The following is a 24,256-nucleotide window of genomic DNA, read 5'->3' as shown; positions in this document are numbered from 1 at the left end:
CTGATGCCTCACGCTCTCCCGGACCACCTGCTCGCCGCGGGTGGCACCACCGAGACGGTCGACCCGTCCGGTTCGATCCCGCAGCTGGTCATCGCGGCACTCGTCGGCATCGTGGTGATCATCGCGCTCATCACCTGGCTCAAGGTGCACCCGTTCATCGCGCTCACGATCGGCGCGCTCGGCGTCGGCATCGGCGCGGGGCTCGCTCCCGACAAGGCCGTCACGAGCTTCGGTGACGGCTTCGGTGCGACCATGACGAGCGTCGGGATCCTGGTCGGGCTCGGGGCGATGTTCGGCAAGATGCTCGTCGACTCGGGCGCAGCGGACCGCGTGGTGGACACCCTGGTGCGGAAGTCGTCGAAGGCGGCGCTGCCGTGGACGATGGCCCTGATCGGTGCGCTCATCGGACTGCCGATGTTCTTCGAGGTCGGCCTCGTCCTGCTCATCCCGATCATCGTGCTGGTCGCCAAGCGCAGCGAGGTGCCGATCATGAAGATCGCCGTCCCCGCCCTGGTCGGCCTGTCGACGATGCACGCGTTCGTCCCGCCGCACCCCGGCCCGCTCGTGGCGATCTCCACCGTCGGCGCGAACCTCGGCACCACGCTCGCCTTCGGCATCGTGCTGGCGATCCCGGTGATCATCCTGGCCGGGCCGCTCTTCGCCCGGTTCGCAGCCCGCTGGGTCGACATCCCCGTCCCCGACATGTTCGGGTCGCGCGGGGCGGTCGCCACCGCCGGGCCGGGTTCGGGGTCGGGTTCCGGGTCCGCCGCCTTCGCCGACGACCCGGCACACTCCGGACGCCAGGCACGCCGTCGCGCCGCAACGCAGGACACCGCGTCCCTGCCCAACGGCAAGAGCGACTTCACGCGCGTCATCAGCGAGCCGCGCAGCCCGTCGTTCACCGTCGCCCTGATCGGCATCCTGCTGCCGGTCGTGCTCATGCTCGCCCAGGCGATCCGTGAGGCCACCGCCCCCGACGCCGCCGGCTCGTGGGTGAGCCTGCTCGACTTCCTCGGTTCGCCGATGATCGCCATCGGCATCGCGGCCGTCTACGCGATGGTCTTCTTCGCGATCGGTGGCGGGATGGACCGCTCGGCGGTGTCGAAGTCGCTCGAGAGCGCGCTGCCCCCGATCGCCGGGGTGCTGCTCATCGTCGGCGCCGGCGGCGGCTTCAAGCAGGTGCTCATCGACACCGGGATCGGCGGCGTGATCGCCGACGCCGTCAAGGACTCCGGTGTCTCGGTACTGCTCGTCGCCTGGGTCGTCTCGGCCCTGGTGCGCGTGGCGACCGGGTCGGCCACGGTCGCCACCGTGACCGCCGCCGGCATCATGGCGCCGATCGCCGCCGACCTGTCGACCCCGATGACGTCGTTGCTCGTGCTCGCGATCGGTGCCGGCTCCGTGTTCCTGTCGCACGTCAACGACGCCGGTTTCTGGCTGGTGAAGGGGTACCTCGGCACCACGGTGGGGCAGACGTTCAAGACGTGGACGGTGCTCGAGTGCCTCATCTCGGTGTTCGGGCTGCTCGGGGTCCTGCTGGCCGGGGTGTTCATCCGATGAGCGGCGCAGGAGGTGCCGGCGGGGCCGGTGCTGCCCGGGCGGCCGACACCGGGCTGGATGCCCGCGTCCTGGTCGTGATGGGGGTCTCCGGGTCCGGCAAGTCCACCGTCGCCGCCATGGTGGCGGAGCAGGTCGGGTGGAAGTTCGCCGAGGGCGACGCGATGCACCCACAGGTGAACGTCGACAAGATGCGTGCCGGCACCCCGCTCACCGACGAGGACCGCTGGCCGTGGCTCGACGTCGTCGCCGGGTGGATCCGCGGGCACCTGGACGCCGGGACGAACGGCGTCGTGACCTGCTCGGCGCTGAAGCGTTCGTACCGCGACGTGCTGCGGGCGCCCGGGGTGGTGTTCGTGCACGTGGCCGGTGACGGTGCCCTCATCGAGGAGCGGATGTCACAGCGTTCCGGGCACTTCATGCCGACGTCGCTGCTGCGGTCGCAGCTCGCCACGCTCGAGCCGCCGCAGCCTGACGAGGCCCACGTGACGATCGCCGCCGACCGCACGCCGGAAGAGGAGAGCGCCGAGGTCGTGGAACGACTCGGGTTGGTGCGGACTCCGAGCGACTGATCGGGCGGCGCCGGTCCTCAGCTGAACCGGATCGGCGTACCGACGGGCAGCGCCGCCAGGGTGCGGGTCATCTCCGCCGAGATCCGGACGCAGCCGTGCGAGCTGCCGGTCGGGTCCGGGTAGTAGTGCAGCGCGGTCAGCGCGGCGTTGCCGCCGTAGGACGGGATCCGGGACGAGTGCGCCCCGGTCAGGATGATCGGGTTGCCCTGCGTGTACGCGACGCGGGTGTCGACGTACGCCGCCTCGACGTAGGTGGCGGTGTCGGTCGGTGTCGGATCCTCCGGGGTGCCGAGCCGCGCGGTCTCGGTGGCGGTGACCTTTCCCGACCGGGTGACGACGGACACCGTGCTGGCGGCGACGTCGACCGTGATCATCCGGTCGGTGCGCGTCACGGTGAAGTCGGCGGCCCGGGCCCAGGCGAACGTCGCGCTCGGGGCGTCCGGGTCGCCGCCGTCACCGGGGGTGCGGTTGCGGGACGGCGTCGACACCAGGAGCATCCCGCCGTCCCGGCCGGGGGAACGACCCCACACCGCGGTCGCCGCGGGCCGGTTGATCGTCGACACCAGGTGGGACAGGGTCGCCACCGGCCGGGCGCGGCTCGACGGGCTCGCGTACAGGGCGACGAGCGGCGTGCGCGGGGTCGCGATCTGCCAGGTGTCCTCGGGGTCGACGTCCCCGCCGTCGAGCAACTGCGGTACGACGGCGTCGTGGAACGCCAACGGCAGCGCGGCCAGGGTCGCGTCGGACGGCGCGGAGGGGACGGCCGCGAGCGTCGGCTTCGGTTTCGGCGTGGCGCTCGGGGTCGGGGCCGGTGTCGTCGTGGCCCGGGCCGCGCGGGTCGGCTCCGGTGCCGGCGACCCGACGGTCACCCCCACCACCACGGCGACGGCGAGCACCACCACCCCGGCGGTCGTCGCGATCCAGGTGTTGCGTCGCATGGTGCGTCCCCCTCGGTCGATGCGTCAGCGTCCGGTCGACCCGTCAGCGTTCGGTGACGGTGCCGCCCTCGACCCGCCACTGCCGGTCGAGTCGGACGGTCTCCAGCATGCGCCGGTCGTGTGTGACGAGCAGCAGGGTCCCGTCGTAGGACTCCAGCGCCTGCTCGAGCTGCTCGATCGCGGTCAGGTCGAGGTGGTTGGTCGGCTCGTCGAGCACGAGCACGTTCACCCCGCGGGCCTGCAGCAGCGCGAGGCCTGCCCGGGTGCGCTCGCCGGGGGAGAGCGCCGAGGCCGGCCGGCCGACGTGGTCCGCCTTCAGCCCGAACTTCGCGAGCAGCGTCCGGACGTCGGCGGTCGTGTACTCGGGGACGATCGCCTCGAACGCCGCCGCCAGGGGCTGGTCACCGGTGAACGCCGCACGCGCCTGGTCGACCTCGCCGACCGCGACGCTGGAGCCGAGCGAGGCCGTGCCCGTCGTCGGCGCCTGCTTGCCGAGCAGCGCCCGCAGCAGGGTGGACTTGCCGGCACCGTTCGGGCCGGTGATCCCGATCCGGTCACCGCCGTCGACCTGCAGCGAGACCGGGCCGAGGGTGAAGTCGCCCTGGGTGAACGTGGCGTCCGACAGCGTCGCGACGACGGCCGACGACCGCGGTGCGCTGCCGATCGTGAACTCGAGCTGCCACTCCTTGCGCGGCTCCTCGACCTCGTCGAGCCGGGCGATGCGGGACTCCATCTGCCGGACCTTCTGCGCCTGCTTCTCGCTCGACTCCGAGGCGGCACGGCGGCGGATCTTGTCGTTGTCCGGGCTCTTCTTCATGGCGTTCCGGACACCCTGGCTCGACCACTCGCGCTGCGTCCGTGCCCGTGCGACCAGGTCGGCCTTCGTCGACGCGAACTCGTCGTACGCGTCCCGCTTGTGCTGCCGGGCGATCTCGCGCTCCTCGAGGAACGAGTCGTACCCGCCGCCGAACAGCCGGTTCGACGACTGCGCCAGGTCGAGCTCGAGCACCGAGGTCACCGAGCGCGCCAGGAACTCACGGTCGTGGCTGACGAGCACCACCCCGCCGCGCAGCCCGCGCACGAACGCCTCGAGCCGGTCGAGGCCGTCCAGGTCGAGGTCGTTGGTGGGTTCGTCGAGCAGGACGATGTCGAACCGCGACAGCAGCAGCGCGGCGAGCCCGACCCGGGCGACCTGCCCGCCGGACAGCGCGGTCATCAGGGAGTCCGGGCCGACGCCGTCCGCCGCGGAGTCGCCGGTGCCGGGTTCGAGCCCGAGGTCCGCGAGCACCGCCGGGATCCGGTCCTCCAGATCAGCGGCTCCCGCGGCGAGCCAGCGGTCGAGCGCCGCCGAGTACCGGTCGGCCGCTGCGTCGCCGGCATCGGGGTCCCCGAGCGCCGCCGCCGCTGCGTCCATCGACACGGTCGCCTCGGTGCAGCCGGTCCGCCGCCCGAGGTACGCCGCGACGGTCTCGCCCGCGATGCGCTCGTGCTCCTGGGGGAGCCACCCCACGAACGCGTCCGTCGGCGCCAGGGACACCGTGCCGGCCAGCGGCTCGTCGACCCCGGCCAGCAGCCGGAGCAGCGTCGACTTGCCGGCACCGTTCACACCGACGACCCCGATCACGTCGCCCGGCGCCACCGTCAGATCGAGGGAGTCGAACAGCGTGCGAGCGGCGTACCCGCCGGACAGGCCCTTGGCGACGAGCGTGGCGGTCATGCGCCCATCGTCCCACGCGGAGCGGGCACCCCGGGTGCAGCAGACTGGGCCGATGGACTCCTGCGTCTTCTGTGCCGTGATCGCCGGTGACGAACCCGCCGTGTGGGTCGAACGCGAGGACCACGCCGTTGCCTTCGCACCCCTGCCCGACTCGGCGCTGGCTCCCGGCCACACCCTGGTCGTACCGGTCGAGCACACCGCAGATCTGCTCACCGCCGGGCCCACGGCACTCGCCGCCACCACGGCCCTGGCGCAGCGTGTCGCCCGTGCGATGAAGGGGGCGCTCGGTGCGACCGGGACCGTCGTGCTGCAGGCATCGGGTGCGGACGCCGGTCAGAGCGTGCCGCACCTGCACCTCCACGTCGTGCCGTGCTGGCCGGACGACGCCACGACGCACTGGCCGGAGCGACGATCGGCGCACGTGGTCGACGGTGACCCGCACGCGCTCCTCGCCGAGATGTTCGAGTAGCCGGACGCAGCGCAGGCAACCGCCGCGGCAGAAGCGGGATCAGCCCCGGGGCACCAGCCGACCCGCACCGACCGGCAGCAGCCCACCCCGGTAGTCCAGCGCCGTCGCGCCGCCGACCGACACCGAGGCCGCCCCGAACCGCCACGCTCGGTTGAACAGGTACACACCGATCACCGTGTCGCCGTCGTCCGGCACCGCCCACGTGCCGGTGCCCCACTGGGCCGGGTGCCCCACCCCGTCGACGGTGACGGTCGGCCGGGCGAACCAGGCGAACAGGGGCCGGACGAGCCGGAGTTCGATCCGGCGCTTCGTCGTGCCGGAGGGGAGAGTGGTGTCCACCGTCGAAGGATACGGGCCACCGCCGCCTAGGCTCGGAGCCGTGTTCGAACTCCACCACCTCTCCGCACAGGAACTCTGGGACTGGATCCGCCGGGGCGAGGCGACCGCCCTCGAGGTCACCGAGCACTACCTGTCCCGCGTGGAACGCCTGGACGCCGGACTCGGCGCCTTCGTGACGGTCACCGCGGACGCTGCCCGGGCCCGAGCCGATCGTCTGGGCCACCTGGTGCCGACGTCGAGACCGTTGTGGGGCCTCCCGTCCGCCGACAAGGACCTGTACGACCGCGCCGGGGTCCCCACGCGGAACGGCACCGCGAGCCTGCCGGAGCGGCCCGCGTCGGCCGACCACCCGCTCGTCGCCGCGCTCGACGCTGCCGGCACCGTCAGCCTCGGCAAGACCGCGTCACCGGAGTTCGGCATGTCCTCGTCGTCCGAGACCCGGCTCGGCCTGACGCGGAACCCCTACGACACCACGCGCGCGCCGGGCGGGTCGTCGAGTGGTGCGGCCGTCGCCGTCGCCGCCGGACTCGTGCCCGCCGCGGTCGGGTCGGACGGCGGCGGATCGGTGCGGATCCCCGCCGCGGCGACCGGACTCGTCGGCCTGAAGCCGAGCCGCGGACGCGTGCCGTCGATGCCCGGCCGCTCCGGAGTCGGCGGCCTGTCCGTGGCCGGGCCGCTCACCCGCTCCGTCGCCGACGCGGGCATGCTCCTCGACGCGCTGGTCGCGCCGACCGGGCTGCCGGAGCCCTCGCCCTACGCACTCGTCACCCCCGACGTCGGCGAGGGGCCGTTCACCGCAGCCGCCGTCCGCGGCGAGGGCCGGTTCGTCGTCGGGGTGCTCGACGGCTCGCCGTGGGACGACACCGTCGACGTGGTCGTCGACCCCGCGGCCCGGGCCGCCGTGGAGACCGCCGTGCGGGTGCTCGGCGAGGTCGGGCACGGCGTCGAGGACGTCCGGATGCCCCGCGTGCCGTACGCGGACGCGTTCCGGGTGGCGTGGGAGAGCTCGGCCGCCCGACTGCCGCAGGTGCCCGGCATCGACCTGTCGTCGCTGACCCCGCTCGTGGCCTGGCTCGTGGCCCGCGGACAGGCGCTGCCCGGCACGCAGGTCCTCGACGCGATGTCGACGCTCGACACCTTCTCGACGACGCTCATCGGCGCGTTCGACCGGTTCGATGCGGTGCTCACGCCGACCCTCGCGATGACGCCGAGGCCCCTCGGCTGGTACGGCGACGACCCGGACGAGGACTTCCGCCGCCAGTGCGCGTACTCGCCGTGGACGTCGATGGCGAACGTGTCCGGGCTCCCCGCGATCACCCTGCCGGTCGGCGTGACCGACGACGACCACCCGGACGGCGGCGGCCTGCCGATGGGCGTGCAGTTGATCGGACGCCCCGGCGGCGAGCGCGTCCTGCTCGCGATCGGCGCGCAGCTCGAGCGCCGGTTGCGCTGGCAGCGGCGGCACCCGGCCGCCTGGACCGCCTGACGGGAGGCCCGTGGCTGCTCCGCGCACCGGTGCGCGGGGTGCGGGCGCTGGGCGCACCGTGCGGCGTAGTCAGGCTGGTGCGGCGGGAGGCGCACGGTGCTCCGCTCCGCTCCGCTCCGCTCCGCCCGCTCCGCTCCGCCCGCTCCGCGCCGCCCCGCGCAGCCCGCCTACGGCAGCGTCGGCGCCGCCGCCACCAATGCCCGCGTCACCGGGTGCTGCGGCGCGTCCAGGAGCGACACCGGCCCGTGCTCGACGATCCGGCCGTCGGACATCACCGCGACCGTGTCGCACAGCCGCTGCACGACACCGATGTCGTGCGACACCAGCACGAGCGTCAGCCCGAGGTCGTCGGCGAGCGACCGGAACAGCTCGATCACCCGGGCGCGGACGACCACGTCGAGGGCGCTCATCGGCTCGTCGCCGAACAGGATCCGCGGCGAGTGCACGACGGCGCGGGCGATCGCGATCCGCTGTCGCTGCCCGCCGGAGAACTCGTGCGGGAACCGGTCGACCGTGTCGGCGGGCAGGTCGACGCGCTCCAACACCTCGCGCACGAGCGACGCGTGCGACCCCGGGACCCGCAGGGCACGCAGCGGCTCGGCGACGATCGCGCCGACGCGCATCCGCGGGTCGAGGGACGCGTACGGGTCCTGGAACACCACCCCGGTCTCGCGACGGAACCAGCGCAACGCACGCGCGGACCGGGACGCGACCACCGGACGGCCGGAGGCGGCGACGGTGCCGGCGGAAGGGGCCTCCAGGCCAGCGAGCAACCGGACCAGCGTCGACTTGCCGGATCCCGATCCGCCGACGATGCCGAGCCGTGCGCCGGGGGCGACGGTCAGGTCGACCCCGTCGACGGCGGTGCGGACCGGACCGGGCTCGAACGGGCCGCGGCGGGGGAGTCGGTAGGTGCGGTGGAGACCGGTGGCCTCGAGGACGGGGAGGGTCACGGGGCGGTCCTCCTGGCAGTGGCACGTGCGGCGTCGACGAGCGCGGCCGTGGCGGGGTGCTGGGGTGCGGCGAGCAGGTCCGCGACGCGGCCCTGCTCGACCACCCGGCCGGCGTCGAGGACGACCGCGGTGTCGGCGATGCGCGCGAGCACGGCGAGGTCGTGGGTGACGAACACCATGCCCGCCTGCAGGTGCTCGAACAGGTCGAGGATGCGGGCCTCGGTCGTGACGTCGAGCGCCGTGGTCGGCTCGTCGGCGACCAGGTACGACGGCTCGCCCGCCATCGCCATCGCGATGCAGATCCGCTGCCGCTGCCCGCCGGACAGCTGGTGCGGGTACTGCCGCAGCAGCGACTCCGGGTCGGGCAGGCCCACGGACGCCGCCAGGTCGACGGCTGCCGCGCGGGCCGCACGCCGGTCGAGCCCGCGGTGCAGCCGGAGCGGCTCCGCGATCTGCGCGCCGACGCGGCGCAGCGGGTCGAGGGCGGTGCCCGGCTCCTGGAACACCATCGCGATGCCCGATCCGCGGTGTCGTGCGCGCTCGCGGTCGGGCAGCCCGACGAGTTCGGTGCCGTCCAGGCGGACGCTGCCGGTCACGACGGCGCCGGTGGGCTCCAGCCCCATAAGGGCGAGCGAGGTCATCGACTTGCCGGATCCGCTCGCGCCGATCACGCCGACGCGCTGGCCGGGAGGCACGGTGAAGCTGACGTCGTCGAGGATCGTCCGCCCCGTGATGCGGACCGACAACCCGCGCACCTCGAGCCCGGAGGCTGCGGTTGCGTGGGCGGTGCCGACTGCGTGGACGGTCATGCGGTCAGCCCCGGGGTCGTCGTGGCGGGATCGGTCCGACGGTCGTCGGCGCCGCGGTCGTTCGTCGTCAGCCGCGGGTCGGAGGCGTCACGCACCGCGTCGCCGAGCAACGACAGTGCCGCGACGACGAGGGCGATGGCGGCTCCCGGCCAGGTCGCACTCCACGGGTGGACCCCGATGTAGGTCTGCAGGTCGGAGAGCAGGCTGCCCCAGGACGCGGTGTCCGACCCGGCTCCGTAGCCCAGGTAGGACAGCCCGGCCTCGGCGAGCACGGCCGTGGCCATCGCGAGCGACAGCTGCACGGTGAACAGCGGCGCCGCGTTCGGCACCAGGTGACGGAAGAGCACCCCGGCGCCGCCGACGCCGGACGCCCGGGCCGCGGTCACGTAGTCGCTCCGGGCGATCCGCCGGATCTCGCCGCGGGCCACGCGGGCGATCGTCACGCCGAAGGACAGCCCGACGCTGACGATCACGACACCGAGCGACCCGCCGAACACCGCCGTCAGGAGCATCGCGGTGAGCAGGGTCGGGAACGCCACCAGGATGTCGAGCAGGACCGCCGTGCCCTCGCGCACCCAGCGGGCGGTGAGCGAACCGATCGCCGTGAGGACGATCCCGACGAAGCTCGCGATCACCCCGGAGCCGACGGCGACGAGCACGGTGGTGCGGGTGCCGGCGAGCAGGTAGCTCGCGATGTCGCGGCCGGCGGCGTCGGTACCGAACCAGTGGGCGGCGCTCGGACCCTCCCACTGGTGGAACGGGTCGGCGCGGAACGGGTCCTGCGGCGTCCAGACGAGCGACACGGCGGCGAGCACGAGCAGCAGTCCGAGCACGACGACGGCGAAGACCCCGGTCGGCCGGGACACCAGGCGGCGGATCATCCCTGCACCTCGCGCTGTCGGGGATCGAGGGCGCGGTGCACGACGTCGACGGCGAACCCGACGAGCAGCACGAGTCCGGTGAGCACGAGCAGCTCCGACTGCACCTTCGTGATGTCGCGGCGGCCGACGTCGGTCACGAGCATCCGGCCCACTCCGGGCAGGGAGAACAGCTGCTCGACGACGACGGCCCCGACGAGCAGCCCGGCGATCTGCACCCCGAGCACGGCGAGCACCGTGAGGGCGACGCTCGGCAGGCCGTGTCGGAGCAGCGCCTGCGTGCGGGTGAGCCCGACGGCGGCGGCGGTGCGCAGGTGGTCGGCATCGAGCACGGAGAGCGTGGCGGACCGGGTGAACCGGAGGATCACGGCGCCCTCGACGGCACCGATCGTCAGCGCGGGCAGCACGAGCGACGCGAACGCCCGGCCGGGTTCCGACCAGCCGTCGAGCGGGAAGCCCTGCGTCGGCAGCCAGTGCAGCGTCACCGCGAACAGGGCGACCAGGAGCATGCCGGCCCACACGACGGGCACGGCGGCGACCGCCTGCGCCGCGAACCCGATCACCGCACCGCCCGGTCGGCGACGGAGCACCGCGGCGACCACCCCGAGCGGGACGCCGATCACCAGCGCGGTCGCCAGGGACATCGCGGCGAGCGGCAGGGTGATCGCGAGCTTCTGGGCGATCTCCGGTGCGACGGCGCCGTTCGTCACCAGGGAGCGGCCGAGGTCACCGCGGAACACCCCGCCGATCCAGTCGAGGTACTGCACCACGACGGGCCGGTCGAGTCCGAGCTGCTGCCGGAGTTGCTCCACCTGCGCGGGGGTCGACTGCGTGCCGGCGACGACCTGGGCGACGTCACCGGGCAGCACGCGGAGCGTGGCGAAGATGATGACGCTCGCCACGAGCAGGCCGACGACGAGCAGGAGCACCCGCCCGATGAGGAACCGGGTCACGACACCGATGCTACGGGGACGGACACCCCGCCGCGGCCGCTCCGGGTCACTTGACCGCGAGCTTCGCCAGGTCGAGGCGTGAGTTCCCGCCGTCGACCGGGAAGCCCGTCACGCCGGAGCGCACCGCGGTGATCTCGGTCGCCGTGTAGAGCCACTCGCCGGCCGCGTCCTCGCTGACGATGCGTGCCGCCTTCCGGAGTGCCTCGGTCTTCGTGGCCTCGTCGGTCGCCGCGATCGACTGGGCGTAGAGCGCCTGCACCTTCGCGTTGTCGTAGCCGAAGTAGTAGTCCGGGTTCGCCCAGTTGCCGAAGTCACGGGCCTCGACGTGGTCGACCATCGACAGGTCGAAGTCCCGCTCGCCGGACTTCGGTGCCTGGAACACCGAGGACAGCCAGGTGGCGAAGTCGACGCGTTCGACCGTCAGGGTGATGCCGACATCGGCGAGCTGCGACTTCAGCACGTCGCCGATCGTGGTCGGGTAGATGTTCGCGTAGGTGAGCGTCAGCTTCAGGTCCTGCTGCCCGGCGGCGGCCAGGAGCTTCTTCGCGTTCGCGGGGTCGTACGCGTCGATGTCGGTCAGGTCCTCGTAGCCCGGGTCGAGCTCCGGGATCGGGCCGCCCTGCTCCACGCCGGTGCCGCCGATCGCCTTGATGAGCGCCTTCGCATCGATCGCCTGCCGGATCGCCCGGCGCACGCGCTCGTCGGTGAAGGGTTCCTTGCGGTCGTTGAACGCCAGTGTGTACTTGTCGGTCGTCTTGCCGCTGTGGAGCGCGATGTCGGCGTTGCCCTGCAGCTGGCTCTGCAGCGTGCCGTCGACCGGGTTCAGGACGTCGAGGTCGCCGTTCGCCATCGCGTTGACGGCGGTCGACGGGTCCGTGATGTACCGGAAGACGATCTTCGCGACCTTCGCCTTCGTGCCCCAGTAGTCCTCGTTGCGGTCGAAGGTGAGCGAGTCGCCCTGCTTCCAGTCGGCCACCTCGAACGGGCCGGTGCCGTTGGCGCTGTCCGAGAGGTCGTTGTCCGCGGCCTTCTCGAGCACCAGGCCCGAGCGGCCGGTCAGGTTCCAGAGCAGGTCGGAGTCGGGCTTCGCGAGTTGCAGCACGACGGAGTCGTCCGACGGCGAGGTGATCGACGTGACGCCCGCGAGCTTGGCGGAGTCGACGTACGAGTCGTTCGACTTGACCTGCTCGAGTGACCACACGACGTCGGCCGCGGTGACCGGCTTGCCGTCCTGGAACGTCGTGCCGTCCCGCAGCGTGAACGTGTAGGTCAGCCCGTCGTCCGAGACCTCGTGCGACGAGGCCAGCACGTCACGGATCTCGCCGTCGGCGGTCCGGCCGACGAGCCCCTGGTACACGTTGTCGATGAGCACCTGGTCGAGCGCCGCCCCGGACTGGGTGCGGATGTCGAGGCTCGTCGGCTCGAGCACCAGCCCGACGCGCACCGTGGCGTCCTTGCCCCCGGTGGTGTCGGACGAACCGGAGCAGCCGGTCAGCGCCAGTGCGGAGACGACGGCGACCGCGGTGGCGGCGAGGGCGGCGCGCCCGATGCGCGAGGTGCGCGCGGTGCGACGGGGCAGGAGCGGACTCATGGGGTTGTGGGTTCCTTCCGGGCGCGAGGGCTGGGATCGGGCCTCGCGCTCGCACGAGGGTACCGGCGGCTGGTGCCGTCCGGCGACGGTTCTTCGATCGGGTGCAACAATCCGTGCCGCTCCGCCCATGCCCGGATCGCCGAAGCCAGTTCGAGGGGTGCCTGGTTCTGCACCGCGTGCCGCGAGGTCACCGTCACGATCTCGGCGTCCGGCAGGCGTTCGGCGAACCCGGCGTGCAGCTTCGGGGAGACGTACCCGCGGTCACCCCGGACGAGCAGGATCGGCACGCGCAGCGCCTCGAGGTCCGGCCACGCGTCGGCGAAGCGCCCCACCGACGACGTCCGCCCGGCGGGCAGGTGCGGGAAGTGGTGGCGGCGCACGAGTCGCCCGTCCGTACCGAGGGCCGTCGTGTGCCGAGCCTCGCGCAGCAGCACCTGCCGGTCGTCGCCGACCCGCGCCTCGATCGCCCGGTCGACGACCTGCTCGAGGGACTCGAACGGCTCTTCGGCCTCCAGCGCGCGGGCGATCCGGTCGACCGCACGCTGCGCGAAGTCCGGCGACATGTCGACGAGTACGAGTCCGGTGACCCGCTCCGGTGCCGTGGCTGCGAGTCGAGCAGACAGGATGGCACCCAGCGAGTGGCCGACGACGATCCCGGGCGGCACCGCGAGCGCGTCGAGCGCGGCGAGCACGCTCGGCGCCGTCGCGGCCGCCGCGTAGTCCGCGTCCTCCCGCCACGACGACCGGCCGTGGCCGGGCAGGTCGAGGGCGACCGCCGGCTCTCCCACGGCGAGTGCCGTGGTGTCGAAGCTGTGGGCGTCGATGCCGAGCCCGTGCAGGTAGGTGATCCGGGCCTCCTGGCCGTCGTCACCCCACCGGATCGCGGAGATCTCCTGCCCGTCCGCGGTGCGGACCACCTGCCTGGAGGCGCGGAGCGGCCTGGTCACGCCGCTCGCGCTGGCGAGGGCGGGCAGGTCGGCGAATTCGTCGTCGGGGGCTTCGGACACGGGGACGATCCTCGCACCGTCCGGAGGCCTGGAGACGTTAGGTAAGGCATGCCATACTCGATTCCGTGGCAACCCGGTATCGCGTCTTCTCCGTCCGCGTGGCCGCCGTCACGTCACTCACCCCGAACTTCGTCCGGGTCACGCTGACGGGCGACGCGCTCGCCGACTTCTCCTCGGTCGGTCTCGACCAGCGGATCAAGATCGTGCTGCCCCTGCCCGGCATCGGCTTCTCGGAACTGCCGGAGGACGAGGACTGGTACGCCGCCTGGCGTGCGCTGCCGGACGACGCCCGCAACCCGCTCCGCACGTACACGGTCCGCTCGTTCCGGCCGGACGCCCGTGAGCTCGACATCGACTTCGTCGCCCACGGCGACACCGGTCCGGCGTCGCGCTGGGTGTCGGCCTGCCGCATCGGCGACGAGCTCCGCATCGTCGGGCCGCGCGTCCCCGAGTCGCCGGAGGACCTGCCGACCGGTGCCGCCGAGTTCGCCCCCGGGCACGCGAACCGCATCCTGCTCGCCGGGGACGAGACCGCCGCACCGGCCATCTGCGCCATCCTCGAAGCCCTCGACGTCTCGACCGTCGGCCACGTCTTCATCGAGGTGCCCACCGACGCCGACCGGCTGCCGGTGACCGCGCCCGCCGGGGTCGAGGTCCGCTGGATCGCCCGCAACGGCGCCAGCCACGGGGTCCGGATGACCGACCAGGTGCACGCCTGGGCCTCCACCGTCGCGCCGGCGTCCGCCGCCGCGTGCGAGCCGGCCGCCGAGCTCACCGACGTCGACGTCGACGAGCAGGTGCTGTGGGACGTCCCCGCTCCGGTCGACGAGCGTCCCGTCTACGCGTGGATCGCCGGTGAGGCCGGCTGCGTCAAGGAACTCCGCCGCCACCTGGTGCGCGGCGTCGGCATCGACCGCAAGCAGGTCGCGTTCATGGGGTACTGGCGGCACGGCAAGGCCGAGCACTGATGCCGGCCGCGGGCACCGCGCTCGGTCCGGTCCCGACCACCGCGCTGGGGGCCCGTGGGCTGACCCTGGCCTACGACGACCGGGTCGTGGTGGACACGCTCGACGTCGACATCCCCGACGGCGAACTGACGGTCATCGTCGGGCCGAACGCCTGCGGCAAGTCGACGCTGCTGAAGTCCTTCGCCCGCACCCTGAAGCCCCGCGCCGGCACGGTGTTCCTCGACGGTGCGGCGATCGACTCGTACCGCCCGAAGGCCGTCGCCCGGCGGGTCGGGATGCTCCCGCAGACCCCGATCGCCCCCGACGGCATCACCGTGCGCGACCTGGTGTCGCGGGGCCGCTTCCCGCACCAGGACCTGCTGCACCCGTCGTCCGGGTCCGACCGGCAGGCCGTGCAGGCCGCACTCGAGCAGACGTCGACGGTGGAGCTGGCCGATCGCAGCGTCGACGAGCTCTCCGGCGGGCAGCGGCAGCGGGTGTGGATCGCGATGGTGCTCGCGCAGCAGACCGACATCGTGCTGCTCGACGAGCCGACGACGTTCCTCGACATCGCGCACCAGTACGACGTGCTCGAACTGGCCTCCACGCTGCACGCCGCCGGTCGCACGGTCGTCGCGGTGCTGCACGACCTGAACCAGGCCGCGCGCTACGCCACTCACGTGATCGCGATGCGCGACGGGGCGATCGTCTCGGCGGGGGAGCCGTCGTCGGTGCTCACCGCGGACCTCGTGGAGGACGTCTTCGGCCTGCCGTGCGTCGTCGTGCCCGACCCCGAGACCGGCACGCCCCTCGTGGTGCCGCGGCGGCGCGCGGCCTGACGCGCGGAGGCTGGTCACGACGCGTCGTGACGCGCGCGTCGAGCGGTCACGAAGTGTCGGCTGGCGGTGCCGCAGGCGACGGTCTGCGACCGCTCGCCGCGGGGTAGGCGGGGTGTTGCGACCGACCGCCGCCGGCCGGCAGGCCTGCCGAGGTCGCACGAACCGCCGCCCGAACGGCGTCGGGGCGACAGTTCGTGCGACCACGACGATGCGCGAGTGGCGTGTCGTGCGACCGCACCCGCACCCGCACCCGTCAGCGGTAGCCGCCGTCCTCCAGGCCAGCCTCGACCTCGAACCGGTTCCGCAGGGGATCCCGCCCGGCGACGGCGTAGAGCAGCGGCATGAGCATCCCGTACCGGCGCCACTGCTCGACGTGCACCCGCTCGTGCCGGAGCACCCGCGGGCCGTCGTTGTCGCGGGTCAGGTACACCGACCCGACGCAGGTGCCGCCGCGCCGGAAGACCCAGCGCGGCAGCCCCGTGCAGACCACGAGCCCGTCCTCCACCCGGATCCGCCCGGTCGACAGGGGGACGCCCACGGCGAGCCCGACGGCCGTCGCGAACACCCACCCCGCACGGGACACGGGGGAGTCGAGCAGCGGGTTGCGCACGCTCAGGCCGGGCGGCCGTACGTCTCGAGCAGGCGGAGCCAGATCTCGTTCATCGTCGGGTAGGCCGGCACGGCGTGCCACAGCCGGTCGATCGGGACCTCGCCCACGACGGCGACGGTGGCTCCGTGCAGCATCTCGGCGACGTCCTGGCCGACGAACGTGACGCCGACGACGACCCCGCGGTCCTCGTCGACGACCATCTTCGCGCGGCCCGCGTATCCGTCTGCCTGCAGGGCGGACCCGGCGATCGCACCGAGGTCGTACTCGACCGCGCGGACGTTCAGCCCCTGCTCGCGGGCCTTCGCCTCGGTGAGTCCGACGCTCGCGACCTCGGGGTCGGTGAAGGTGACCTGCGGCGAAGCGGCGTGGTCGGCGGTGGCGACGTGTGCACCCCACGGCTCGGTGTGGAGCGGCGTGCCCTGGTACCGCGCGGCGATCGCCTCACCGGCGGCACGCGCCTGGTACTTGCCCTGGTGCGTGAGCAGGACGCGGTGGTTGACGTCACCCACCGCGTACAGCCAGTCGGTGCCGTGCACGAGCATGGTGTCGTCGACGTCGAGCCAGTCGCCCGCGGTCAGGCCGACGGTCTCGAGCCCGAGGTCACGCGTGTGTGCGGCACGACCGGTGGCGGCGAGCACCTCGCTCGTGATCACCGTGGTGCCGTCGTCGAGCTCCGTGGTGACGAGACCGTGCTCGTCGCGGTCGACCCGGACGGGGTTGACGCCGGTGCGGACGTCGACGCCGAGTTCGCGCAGGGAGTCGGCGACGAGTTCTCCGGCGAAGGGCTCCATGCCGCCGAGCAGACCGTGCCGGGCGACGAGGGTGACCTTCGCGCCGAGGGATGCCCACGCTGTCGCGAGCTCGGTGCCGGAGACGCCGCCGCCGATGACGAGCAGGCTCTCGGGGACCTGCTGGGCGCTGGTGCCCTCGCGGGTGCCCCACGGCTTCGCGTCGGCGAGACCGGGCACGGGCGGCAACGTGTGCAGGGAACCGGTGACGACCGCGACGGCGGCGCGCGCGGTGTGCGTCGCACCGTCGACGTCGATGGTCTTCGGGCCGGTGATGCGGGCGTGCCCGCGGATCAGGTCGATGCCGGCGGACTCGAGCCACGAGACCTGGCTGTCGTCCTTCCAGTCCGAGGTGAACGAGTTGCGTCGGGCGAGCACGTGGGCGGCGTCGAGCGTGCCGGTCACGGCCTGCTTCGCACCGTCGAGCCGCTTCGCCGCGGCGAGGGCGTGTCCGCTGCGCAGGAGCGCCTTCGAGGGCATGCACGCCCAGTAGGAGCACTCGCCGCCGACGAGCTCGGCCTCCACGATCGCGACCGACAGGTCGCGCTTCCTGGCGTAGTCCGCCACGTTCTCGCCGACAGCGCCGGCTCCGATCACGATGAGGTCGTAGTCCGTCATGCTCCCGAGCGTACGCGGAACGGCAGGGGGTCCGCCGGTTGCGTCGTGCCGGTGGTCAGCCCACCCGGGAGGCGCTGGTCACCGCTCCGACGACGCGCAGGATCACGCCGAGGTCGTCCACCGCCCGGTCCGGGTCGACGGGGGCGAACCCGGTGAGCGCAGCGCCGACGAGGCGCCGGCCGCGGGTCGCGGCCTGGATGCGCTCGACGAGCGCTGCGCCGTCGAGGCCGAACGGGACGGGTTCGAGGAGTCCGTCGACCTCGGACGGGTCGAGGACGTCCAGGTCGACGTGCACGAAGACCGATGCGGCACCGGTCCGTTCGACCGCTGCGGCGAGGGCGTCCGGGGTGGCGGCGTCGACGTCGAGGTGCACGATCCCGGCCTTGTCGAGGGCGGCCCGTTCGGCGTCCTCGACGCCGCGGACCCCGGCGACGACGACCGAGGACGCCGGCACCACCGGCAGGCCGGGGAACAGGTCGTCGGGGCGGTCGACCAGCAGGCGCAGGGCGGCCGTCTCGGCGGCGACGGGCTGGGCCCGGTTGAGCGCGCGGTACCCGCCGGAGCCGGAGATGCGGACGAACGCGGTGTCCGGTGCGAGGGCGGCGGTCGCGCCGAGGACACTGGCGCCGTCACCGCCGACGACGAGCACCGGTTCCGTGGCGACGGCGGTCTCTTCCGCGACGCGTTCGGCGACGGCGAGCACCGAGGTGTAGCGGGCGACGGCGGTCTCGAGGCGGTCACCTGCTCCGGCCGGGACGTCGACCACGGTGGTGGACGCCCGGGGGAGGTCGGCCGCGATCGCCGACGCGCCGTCCCCGAGTCGCATCGCGCGCGACGACGCCGAACCCTGCCACTGACCGACCACGAGGAAGTGCATCGTCTCAGTCTGTCAGCTGGGGTCCGGCGTCGTCAGGGCGTTCGTCAGATGCTCGAGGATCCGCCGGACTTCAGCGCGGCGAGTCGTGCCTCGACCTCGGCGTCCTTGCCGACGTCCTCGAGGCTCTCGAACTGGGCGTCGAGGCTGGACGACTGCAGCTCCTGCTGGCCGAGCACCTTCGCCTCTTCGCGGCGGACCTTCTCCTCGAAGCGGCCGAGGTCGCTCGTCGGGTCGAGCACGTCGATGTTGCCGAGAGCGTCGTTGACGCGGGACTGCGCCTCGGCGGTCTTCGAGCGGGCGACGAGGTTGTCCCGCTTCGCGCGGAGCTGCTCGAGCTTCTGCTCCATGCCGGCGAGACCGGACTTGAGCTTCTCGACGGCCTCGTTCTGCGACGCCAGGTTCGGCTCCGCGTCCTTGACCTCCTGCTCGGCGGCGATCTGCTTGCCGATCGCGATCTTCGCGAGGTTGTCGAACTTGTCCGCCTCGGCCGACTTGCCCTCGGAGCGGTACTTGTCGGCTGCGGCGGAGGCGTTGGCGGCTTTCTGGCCCCACTCGACCGCGGCCTTCTTGTCCTCTTCGTGGTCCTGCTCGAGCAGGCGCACGTTGCCGATGGTCTGCGCGATCGCGGTCTTCGCGTCGGCGATGTTGTTCGTGTAGTCGCGGACGAGCTGGTCCAGCATCTTCTGCGGGTCCTCGGCGTCGTCGATGATCTGGTTGATGTTCGCGCGCACGAGGGTGGAGATGCGTCCGAAGATGGTCTGCTTGGCCATTGCTGTTCCCTTTCGTGGAAGTCCTGTGGACGGTGTGGTCGGGTCGGGTCTGGTCTGGTTCTGGGGTGCCGGGGAAGCCGGTCGGGTCAGAAGCGGCCGCCGCCGGAGAAGCCGCCGCCACCCCCGCCGCCGCCTCCGCCGAAGCCGCCCCCGCCGCTGAAGCCCCCGCCTCCGCCGAAGCCCCCGCCCCCGAAGGAGCCGCCGCCGTAGCTGCCGCCGCGACCGCCGAGCAGGCCGCCGAGGACGAGTCCGGTGACGAGACCACCCAGCTGGGCACCGCCGCCGCCCTGGCCGCCACCCCAGCCGCCGAGGTCGTCGTTCGCGGCGTCCATCGCTGCGGCCGCGTACTGCTCGGCCGCGCGGGCGGCGTTGAGCGCCTGTCCGGGGTTGCTCGGGGCGAGCTCGACGGCGTCGTCGTAGGCACGCTGGGCCTCGGACAGCCGGGTCCGAGCGGTCGGTCCGATGCCGCCGCGGTGCAGGGACACGTAGTCACGGGCCTGGCTGATGCGGTTGCGGGCGTCGCGCAGGGCCGCGTCGAGCGCCTGGGTGGCGCGCTGGCGCTGTTCCTCGGCACCCCGCGCCGCGGCGATGGCCTGGTCGATCTCGGTGTTCGCCCGGGTCAGCGCGTCGACGGCCGCCACCGGGTCCCTCGGGTCGAGCCCCTGGCGGAGCACGGCCTCGGCACGGGTGACCGCGGCGGCGAGGTCCGGCCCGCCCGAGCGCAGGCTGCGGGCGGCGGCGACGTCCCCCTGGATGTCGATGCGCATCGCCTCGGCGCGGGCGGTGGCCTCGTCGAAGGACTGCTCGGCGGCGAGTGCGCCGTCGGTGAGCTGCTGCACCTGGGCGAGCGCGTGCTGGGCGTCGCGGACGGCGACGACCGCCTCGCCCTTGTCACCGGCGGCGATCGACGCGGTGGCGGCGTTCGACCGTTCGGTGGCGAAGGCGAGCACCTGGTGGGCCTGATCGACGTTGTCCGACACGGTGGCGAGGGTGCGACCGGTGTAGCGGGCGCGGACGCGGTCGAGGGCAGCGGCGGCGGCGCCGACCGAGGCCGGTGCGGCGGCCACGGCCTGGGCGAGCGACGCGGCTGCGTCCTCGATGCCGTCCTCGAGCGAGCGGAGCTGGTCGAACGCCTCGGTCTGCTCCTCGATCGCGGCGTGCGCGCGTTCGCAGATGACGATGATCTGGTTCGCCCACTCAGCGCGCTGCTGCGGGGTGTCGGGGACCTCGTCGTCGAGCTGCTGCCGGATCGCGAAGGCCTTGCGGACCTCGCGCTGGGCGGCCTGTACGGCGTCGGCGAAGGGCTTGGCGGCGTCCGGGCCGAACTGCGCGCTCGCGAACCCGACCTCTTGCTCGGCGGTGCGGAGTTCGTCGTCGATGGTGACCAGGGCGCCGCCGGCGGTGCGTTCGAGGTCGGCGAGCGAGGCCTCCTGCGCCTCGGTGGCTGCGGCGGTGCGGCGCTTGTTCCGGGTCCGGATGACCAGGACCACGACGATGAGCCCGACGACCACGACGAGCAGCAGGATCCACAGCCAGGTGAGGTCGACCGGGGCCTGCGACTGGGTCAGCCCGTCGGCGAAGGCCACGGCGGCTCCGGACCAGTCGCCCTGCTTGAGCTCGGGGAGCAGCGAGTCGTTGACGGCGTTCTCGACGTCGGACGAGGAGATCGCGGTCTCGTTCGTCTGCTGGACGTCGTAGTTCCGCTCGTCGACCGCGACCGAGAGCAGGATGCCGTCGGTGTCGATCTGGTTCTGCTCGAGCACGGCCCGACCCCACTCGGTGTGGTCGGTGGGGTCGGTGAAGGACGGTACGAACACGACGAACAGCTGCGTCTGGGTGTCGGAGTACAGGTCCTGCACGGCCTGCTCGACCCGCGCCTGCTGGGATGCGGTCAACGCGTCGGCCTCGTCGAGGACGTACGCGCCGCCCAGGTCGACGGGTGCCGTGGCGTGGGCGGTCGCTGCCGGAGCCAGGACGATCAGCATGGCGACGAGGGCGGCCGTCACGCGGCTCCACAGCCGCGTTGTCCCCCTGCGCCCGATCGATCCGTCCGTGCCCGATCCGTGCTGGACCGCTCGCATCCGTCCTCCGTCCGTCGCCGGTCGGTACCCCGTGGCACCGCCCCGGACCGCGCCACGAGTGCGCTGTCGCCCGGAGTCTATCCAGGCCACGCAGGGGCACGGACAGACTCTGGGGGAACGCTCCGGACCGTGCTTCCTGTGGACGTCTTGTCCCCCGGACCGGGGTATGCTGGCGCCACTGTTCGAGGATGAACGGAAGGGGAAGAACGATGGAACGCACCACGAGCACCGAGGTCGTCCCGCTCGAGGACGGCTACCACCGGGTGTCGACTCCGGCGACGGGCGTGATCGGTTTCGTGCGCGAGCACGACGGTCGCTACGAGGTCCTGCGCGGACGAGTTCGCCAGGCGACCCGCTCCGAAGGCCTGTACAGCACCATGAACGTCGCGCTCATCGCGCTGACGCACGCCTGATCCGCCCTGGGCGCGACCACGCGACCGACGGGCGCTGCCCCGGTCGACGGGTCGTGCCTCCAGACCGTCACGGTGACGCTCCGGACGTCGGCTGCTGACCGCGCGGACGACCGGGAGGCGCTGCTCGCTGCCGTCGCGTCGGCGACCGGCGTCGACCCGGTCGTGGTGCGCGCGGGGCGCGTCTGCCCGCACTGTGCGGGGACCGACCACGGTCGTCCGTGGGCGACCGCCGCGGGCGTCCCGGTCGGCGTGAGCCTGTCGCGCGCGCCGGGGGTCGTCGCCCTCGCGGTCGGTCCGTCGGCGCTCGGCGTCGACGTCGAACGGGTGTCGCGGGTCGCCGCTGCGCCGCTCGACGTCTTCACTCCGGACGAACTCCGTCGAGCCGACGGGGATCCGGCGCTCCTCGCCGCAGCGTGGGCGGCGAAGGAGGCCGTGCTGAAACGCGACGGACGCGGGCTGCGCGTCGACCCGATCGCGGTGGAGGTCGACGTGGCCGCCGGCACGGCCCGGTTCGAGGGCGTCGAACGACCGCTCACCGTGCTGTACCCCGCGCCGGACGTGGTGCTCGTCGTCGCGGCGGGTGGCCTGCCCGTCGAGGTCGTCGGGACGGTCAGCGGGGGAGCGTGAGCACCTCGGCGCCGTCCTCGGTGATCGCGATCGTGTGCTCGGTGTGGGCGGTCCGCGCTCCGGTGGCGCTCCGCAGGGTCCAGCCGTCGGCGTCGGTGACCAGGACGTCGGTGTCCGCCATCACCCACGGTTCGAGCGCGAGCAGGAGCCCGGGCCGGAGCGTGTAGCCGCGACCGGCGCGCCCGGTGTTCGACACGTGCGGGTCCTGGTGCATGGTCGAGCCGATGCCGTGTCCGCCGAACTCGACGTTCACCGGGTAGCCGGCGGACTTGAGCACGGTGCCGATCGCGTGGGACAGGTCACCGATGCGGGCGCCCGGTCCGGCGGCGGCGATGCCCGCGGCCAGCGCGCGTTCGGTGGCGTCGATGAGTGCGAGGTCCTCGGGGCGTGCGGTGCCGACGACGAAGCTGATCGCGGCGTCCGCGGCGATGCCGTCCAGGGACACCGCGAGGTCGAGGGTCAGCAGGTCGCCGTCCTGCAGCGCCTGGTCGTGCGGCAGCCCGTGCAGGACGGCGTCGTTCACGGCCGTGCAGATGTGGTGGCCGAAGGGACCGCGGCCGAACGAGGGTGCGTAGTCGACGTAGCAGGAGTCGGCGCCAGCGGCCTCGATCATCTGCTTCGCCCACCGGTCGATCTCGAGCAGGTTCGTGCCGACGCGGGTGCGTTCGCGCAGGGTGTGCAGGATCGTGCCGACGAGGGCTCCGGTGGCGCGGCCCTTGTCGACCTCGGCGGGGGTCAGGATCTCGATCACGCGGATGATCATACCGGTATTACTATGTGGTCATGGTCCGTCTCCCACTCCGCCCCGACGAGGTCGCGCGTGGTCGTCGCCTCGGTGCGCTGCTCCGTCGTGCCCGTGGTCCGCGATCGATCGTGGACATCGCCCTGGCCGCGGGGATCTCGCCGGAGACGCTCCGGAAGATCGAGACCGGCCGCATCGCGACGCCGGCGTTCTCGACCATCGCGTCGGTCGCCGGTGTGGTCGGGCTGTCGCTCGACGCGGTGTGGTCCGAGGTCAGCTGTGACCCGGTCGACGGCGAGCTGGCCGGCTAGCCGACGCGGCGGCGGAGCCTGCCAGCCGACGCGGCGGAGCCTGCTCGCCAGCGGGCAGCGCCGGCACCGACGCCTCGTCGATCCAGGGCCCGGCCACCGCACGGACGTGAGCGACGGAACTGCCGGCCGCATCCGCGAACGCACCGAGCACGTCGGGCACGGTGACGGATCCGTGCCGGTGCCGCTCGGTGATGCTCCGCAGCCCGGTGAAGAAGGCGCCGTCGCCGATCGTGCGGCGGACGGCGTGCAGGGCGAGGGCGCCGCGCTTGTAGACGCGGTCGTCGAACATGTCCTCCGCGCCCGGGTCACCGACCACCAGGTCCTCCGGCTGCTCGAGCAGTCCCTGCCGGTACCGCTCGGCCAGCTGGTCCGCGGTGTCGTCGCCGCGGTCCTCGGACCACAGCCACTCGGCGTAGCAGGCGAACCCCTCGTGCAGCCAGATGTCCTGCCACCGGGCGACCGTGACGGAGTTGCCGAACCACTGGTGGGCGAGCTCGTGGGCGATGAGGCGGTCGGTGCCGTGCTCGCCGTCGACGTGGTTCCGGCCGAACACCGCCAGGCCGTGGGCCTCGAGTGGGATCTCCAGGTCGTCGTCGGTCACCACGACGCCGTACGCCGCGAACGGATACGGGCCGAACCGGTCACCGAACAGCGTGAGCATCTGCGGCACCTGTCCGAAGTCGGTCTTCGCGGCGGCGGCGAGGTCGGCGGGGTGGTGCAGCGTGACGGGCACCCCGCTCGTGCGCAGCTTCGTGGTGCGGTACCGGCCGATCTGCACGGTCGCCAGGTAGGTCGCCATCGGCTCGGTGGTGGCGTAGGTCCAGCGGGTGCCGACACGGTCGCGCTCCTTGGCGAGCAGCTCCCCGTTCGCCAGGACGTCGTACGCCGCCTCGGCCGCGATCTCGATCCGGTACGTGGCCTTGTCGTCGGGGCGGTCGTTGCACGGGAACCACGAGGGCGCCCCCGTGGGCTGCGCGGCGACGATGACGCCGTCGGACAGTTCTTCCCAGCCGACCTGCCCCCATGCGCTCCGGACGGGGTGCGGGGTGCCGCGGTACCGCAGGTGCACGCTGAACACGGTGTCGGCGGCGATGGGGTCGGCCGGGGTGACCGTCACCTTGTGCGTCGCGGTCGAGACCTTCTTGGCCCGGCGTCCGTCGACGTCGACCCGGTCGACCGTGAGCCCGTGCAGGTCGATCACGACCTTGTCGAGCGGCTCGAGGGCGCGCGCGGTGATCGTGGCGGTGCCGTCCAGCCGGTTCGTGGCGACGCGGTAGTCGAGACGGAGCTCGTAGTGCTCGGCGCTCCACCGTCGGTCGCCGCTGTGCGGGGTGTACGGGTCTGCGGCGGGATCGGAGGGCACG

At 73.1% G+C, this 24,256-nt stretch carries 25 protein-coding genes; 9 read left to right on the top strand and 16 right to left on the bottom strand.

Annotated elements, in window-relative coordinates; genetic code table 11:
- Nucleotides 1–3 precede the first annotated feature (3 nt).
- A complete protein-coding gene (locus Q9R26_RS08735; RefSeq protein ID WP_311227044.1) occupies nt 4–1,560 on the top strand; it encodes an SLC13 family permease in 1,557 nt (518 codons plus the stop codon).
- Nucleotides 1,557–2,129, top strand: a complete 573-nt coding sequence (locus tag Q9R26_RS08730) for a gluconokinase (protein WP_311227043.1) — start codon at nt 1,557–1,559, stop codon at nt 2,127–2,129. Before Q9R26_RS08735 ends, Q9R26_RS08730 begins: the two co-directional genes overlap by 4 nt.
- Nucleotides 2,130–2,146: 17 nt before the next feature.
- On the opposite strand, the gene Q9R26_RS08725 is transcribed toward Q9R26_RS08730, so the two are convergent.
- The gene (locus tag Q9R26_RS08725) at nt 2,147–3,067 is read right to left on the bottom strand and encodes a L,D-transpeptidase family protein (protein ID WP_311227042.1); all 921 of its coding nucleotides are present in this window, start codon (nt 3,065–3,067) and stop codon (nt 2,147–2,149) included.
- Between the two features lie 43 nt (nt 3,068–3,110).
- Complete coding sequence (locus Q9R26_RS08720; protein ID WP_259578062.1) at nt 3,111–4,784, bottom strand: ABC-F family ATP-binding cassette domain-containing protein; 1,674 nt, start codon at nt 4,782–4,784, stop codon at nt 3,111–3,113.
- A 52-nt stretch (nt 4,785–4,836) separates the two neighbouring features.
- Between Q9R26_RS08720 and Q9R26_RS08715 the strand changes: the two genes are divergently transcribed.
- Entirely contained in the window at nt 4,837–5,253 is a 417-nt protein-coding gene (locus Q9R26_RS08715) for an HIT domain-containing protein (RefSeq protein WP_311227041.1), read from the top strand.
- A gap of 39 nt (nt 5,254–5,292) precedes the next feature.
- Here Q9R26_RS08715 and Q9R26_RS08710 read toward each other — a convergent pair whose 3' ends face one another.
- Nucleotides 5,293–5,592 carry a hypothetical protein gene (locus Q9R26_RS08710; protein WP_209134275.1) on the bottom strand — a complete coding sequence of 100 codons (300 nt, stop codon included), beginning with the start codon at nt 5,590–5,592 and terminating at the stop codon, nt 5,293–5,295.
- 40 nt (nt 5,593–5,632) lie between these two features.
- Between Q9R26_RS08710 and Q9R26_RS08705 the strand changes: the two genes are divergently transcribed.
- Nucleotides 5,633–7,078, top strand: a complete 1,446-nt coding sequence (locus tag Q9R26_RS08705; RefSeq protein WP_311227040.1) for an amidase — start codon at nt 5,633–5,635, stop codon at nt 7,076–7,078.
- A 167-nt stretch (nt 7,079–7,245) separates the two neighbouring features.
- Here the strand turns inward: Q9R26_RS08705 and Q9R26_RS08700 are convergent, their stop codons facing one another.
- Genes Q9R26_RS08700 through Q9R26_RS08675 form a run of 6 tightly spaced genes read right to left on the bottom strand, consistent with a single transcriptional unit; the run spans nt 7,246 to nt 13,269 of the window.
- Nucleotides 7,246–8,031 carry an ABC transporter ATP-binding protein gene (locus Q9R26_RS08700; RefSeq protein WP_311227039.1) on the bottom strand — a complete coding sequence of 262 codons (786 nt, stop codon included), beginning with the start codon at nt 8,029–8,031 and terminating at the stop codon, nt 7,246–7,248.
- Complete coding sequence (locus tag Q9R26_RS08695; protein WP_209134277.1) at nt 8,028–8,840, bottom strand: ABC transporter ATP-binding protein; 813 nt, start codon at nt 8,838–8,840, stop codon at nt 8,028–8,030. Before Q9R26_RS08695 ends, Q9R26_RS08700 begins: the two co-directional genes overlap by 4 nt.
- Nucleotides 8,837–9,721: an ABC transporter permease gene (locus tag Q9R26_RS08690; protein WP_311227038.1), complete on the bottom strand. Its 885-nt coding sequence runs from the start codon at nt 9,719–9,721 to the stop codon at nt 8,837–8,839. The genes Q9R26_RS08695 and Q9R26_RS08690 overlap by 4 nt, the downstream gene beginning before the upstream one ends.
- Nucleotides 9,718–10,671 (bottom strand): ABC transporter permease, encoded by a 954-nt coding sequence (locus tag Q9R26_RS08685; RefSeq protein WP_311227037.1) that lies wholly within the window; start codon nt 10,669–10,671, stop codon nt 9,718–9,720. The genes Q9R26_RS08690 and Q9R26_RS08685 overlap by 4 nt, the downstream gene beginning before the upstream one ends.
- Before the next feature lie 46 nt (nt 10,672–10,717).
- Nucleotides 10,718–12,262: an ABC transporter substrate-binding protein gene (locus tag Q9R26_RS08680; RefSeq protein WP_311227036.1), complete on the bottom strand. Its 1,545-nt coding sequence runs from the start codon at nt 12,260–12,262 to the stop codon at nt 10,718–10,720.
- Nucleotides 12,259–13,269 carry an alpha/beta hydrolase gene (locus tag Q9R26_RS08675; RefSeq protein ID WP_311227035.1) on the bottom strand — a complete coding sequence of 337 codons (1,011 nt, stop codon included), beginning with the start codon at nt 13,267–13,269 and terminating at the stop codon, nt 12,259–12,261. The genes Q9R26_RS08680 and Q9R26_RS08675 overlap by 4 nt, the downstream gene beginning before the upstream one ends.
- Nucleotides 13,270–13,334: 65 nt before the next feature.
- Here Q9R26_RS08675 and Q9R26_RS08670 point away from each other — a divergent pair, with 65 nt between their 5' ends.
- Nucleotides 13,335–14,237, top strand: a complete 903-nt coding sequence (locus Q9R26_RS08670) for a siderophore-interacting protein (protein ID WP_311227034.1) — start codon at nt 13,335–13,337, stop codon at nt 14,235–14,237.
- A complete protein-coding gene (locus Q9R26_RS08665) occupies nt 14,237–15,055 on the top strand; it encodes an ABC transporter ATP-binding protein (RefSeq protein ID WP_311227033.1) in 819 nt (272 codons plus the stop codon). The genes Q9R26_RS08670 and Q9R26_RS08665 overlap by 1 nt, the downstream gene beginning before the upstream one ends.
- A 253-nt stretch (nt 15,056–15,308) precedes the next feature.
- Here the strand turns inward: Q9R26_RS08665 and Q9R26_RS08660 are convergent, their stop codons facing one another.
- The 5 genes from Q9R26_RS08660 to Q9R26_RS08640 form a co-directional block, all read right to left on the bottom strand.
- Nucleotides 15,309–15,665 carry a Fe-S oxidoreductase gene (locus Q9R26_RS08660; RefSeq protein ID WP_175330772.1) on the bottom strand — a complete coding sequence of 119 codons (357 nt, stop codon included), beginning with the start codon at nt 15,663–15,665 and terminating at the stop codon, nt 15,309–15,311.
- 2 nt (nt 15,666–15,667) lie between these two features.
- Nucleotides 15,668–17,071: an NAD(P)/FAD-dependent oxidoreductase gene (locus Q9R26_RS08655; protein WP_311227032.1), complete on the bottom strand. Its 1,404-nt coding sequence runs from the start codon at nt 17,069–17,071 to the stop codon at nt 15,668–15,670.
- Nucleotides 17,072–17,126: 55 nt separating this feature from the next.
- A complete protein-coding gene (locus Q9R26_RS08650; RefSeq protein ID WP_311227031.1) occupies nt 17,127–17,948 on the bottom strand; it encodes an arginase family protein in 822 nt (273 codons plus the stop codon).
- A gap of 44 nt (nt 17,949–17,992) precedes the next feature.
- The gene (locus Q9R26_RS08645) at nt 17,993–18,718 is read right to left on the bottom strand and encodes a PspA/IM30 family protein (RefSeq protein WP_182065772.1); all 726 of its coding nucleotides are present in this window, start codon (nt 18,716–18,718) and stop codon (nt 17,993–17,995) included.
- A gap of 86 nt (nt 18,719–18,804) precedes the next feature.
- Entirely contained in the window at nt 18,805–20,724 is a 1,920-nt protein-coding gene (locus Q9R26_RS08640; protein WP_311227030.1) for a TPM domain-containing protein, read from the bottom strand.
- A 284-nt stretch (nt 20,725–21,008) separates the two neighbouring features.
- Here Q9R26_RS08640 and Q9R26_RS08635 point away from each other — a divergent pair, with 284 nt between their 5' ends.
- On the top strand, nt 21,009–21,212 hold the full coding sequence (locus Q9R26_RS08635) for a hypothetical protein (RefSeq protein WP_071255966.1): 204 nt from the start codon (nt 21,009–21,011) through the stop codon (nt 21,210–21,212).
- Between the two features lie 72 nt (nt 21,213–21,284).
- Nucleotides 21,285–21,839: a 4'-phosphopantetheinyl transferase superfamily protein gene (locus Q9R26_RS08630; protein WP_209134289.1), complete on the top strand. Its 555-nt coding sequence runs from the start codon at nt 21,285–21,287 to the stop codon at nt 21,837–21,839.
- On the opposite strand, the gene map is transcribed toward Q9R26_RS08630, so the two are convergent.
- Nucleotides 21,823–22,590: a type I methionyl aminopeptidase gene (gene map, locus Q9R26_RS08625; RefSeq protein WP_311227029.1), complete on the bottom strand. Its 768-nt coding sequence runs from the start codon at nt 22,588–22,590 to the stop codon at nt 21,823–21,825. The two genes, Q9R26_RS08630 and map, sit on opposite strands and share 17 nt — an antisense overlap.
- A 32-nt stretch (nt 22,591–22,622) precedes the next feature.
- On the opposite strand from map, the gene Q9R26_RS08620 reads away from it, so the two are divergent.
- The gene (locus Q9R26_RS08620; RefSeq protein ID WP_311227028.1) at nt 22,623–22,892 is read left to right on the top strand and encodes a helix-turn-helix domain-containing protein; all 270 of its coding nucleotides are present in this window, start codon (nt 22,623–22,625) and stop codon (nt 22,890–22,892) included.
- On the opposite strand, the gene Q9R26_RS08615 is transcribed toward Q9R26_RS08620, so the two are convergent.
- Nucleotides 22,855–24,255: a M1 family metallopeptidase gene (locus Q9R26_RS08615; RefSeq protein ID WP_259362813.1), complete on the bottom strand. Its 1,401-nt coding sequence runs from the start codon at nt 24,253–24,255 to the stop codon at nt 22,855–22,857. The genes Q9R26_RS08620 and Q9R26_RS08615 overlap by 38 nt on opposite strands.
- Nucleotide 24,256: the final 1 nt, after the last annotated feature.

It is taken from the genome of Curtobacterium sp. BRB10 (genome assembly GCF_031844325.1).
GTDB classification, from domain to species: Bacteria; Actinomycetota; Actinomycetes; order Actinomycetales; family Microbacteriaceae; genus Curtobacterium; species Curtobacterium poinsettiae_A.
Note: the sequence above shows the minus strand (reverse complement) of the source record. Positions and strands in the feature narration are given on the sequence as shown.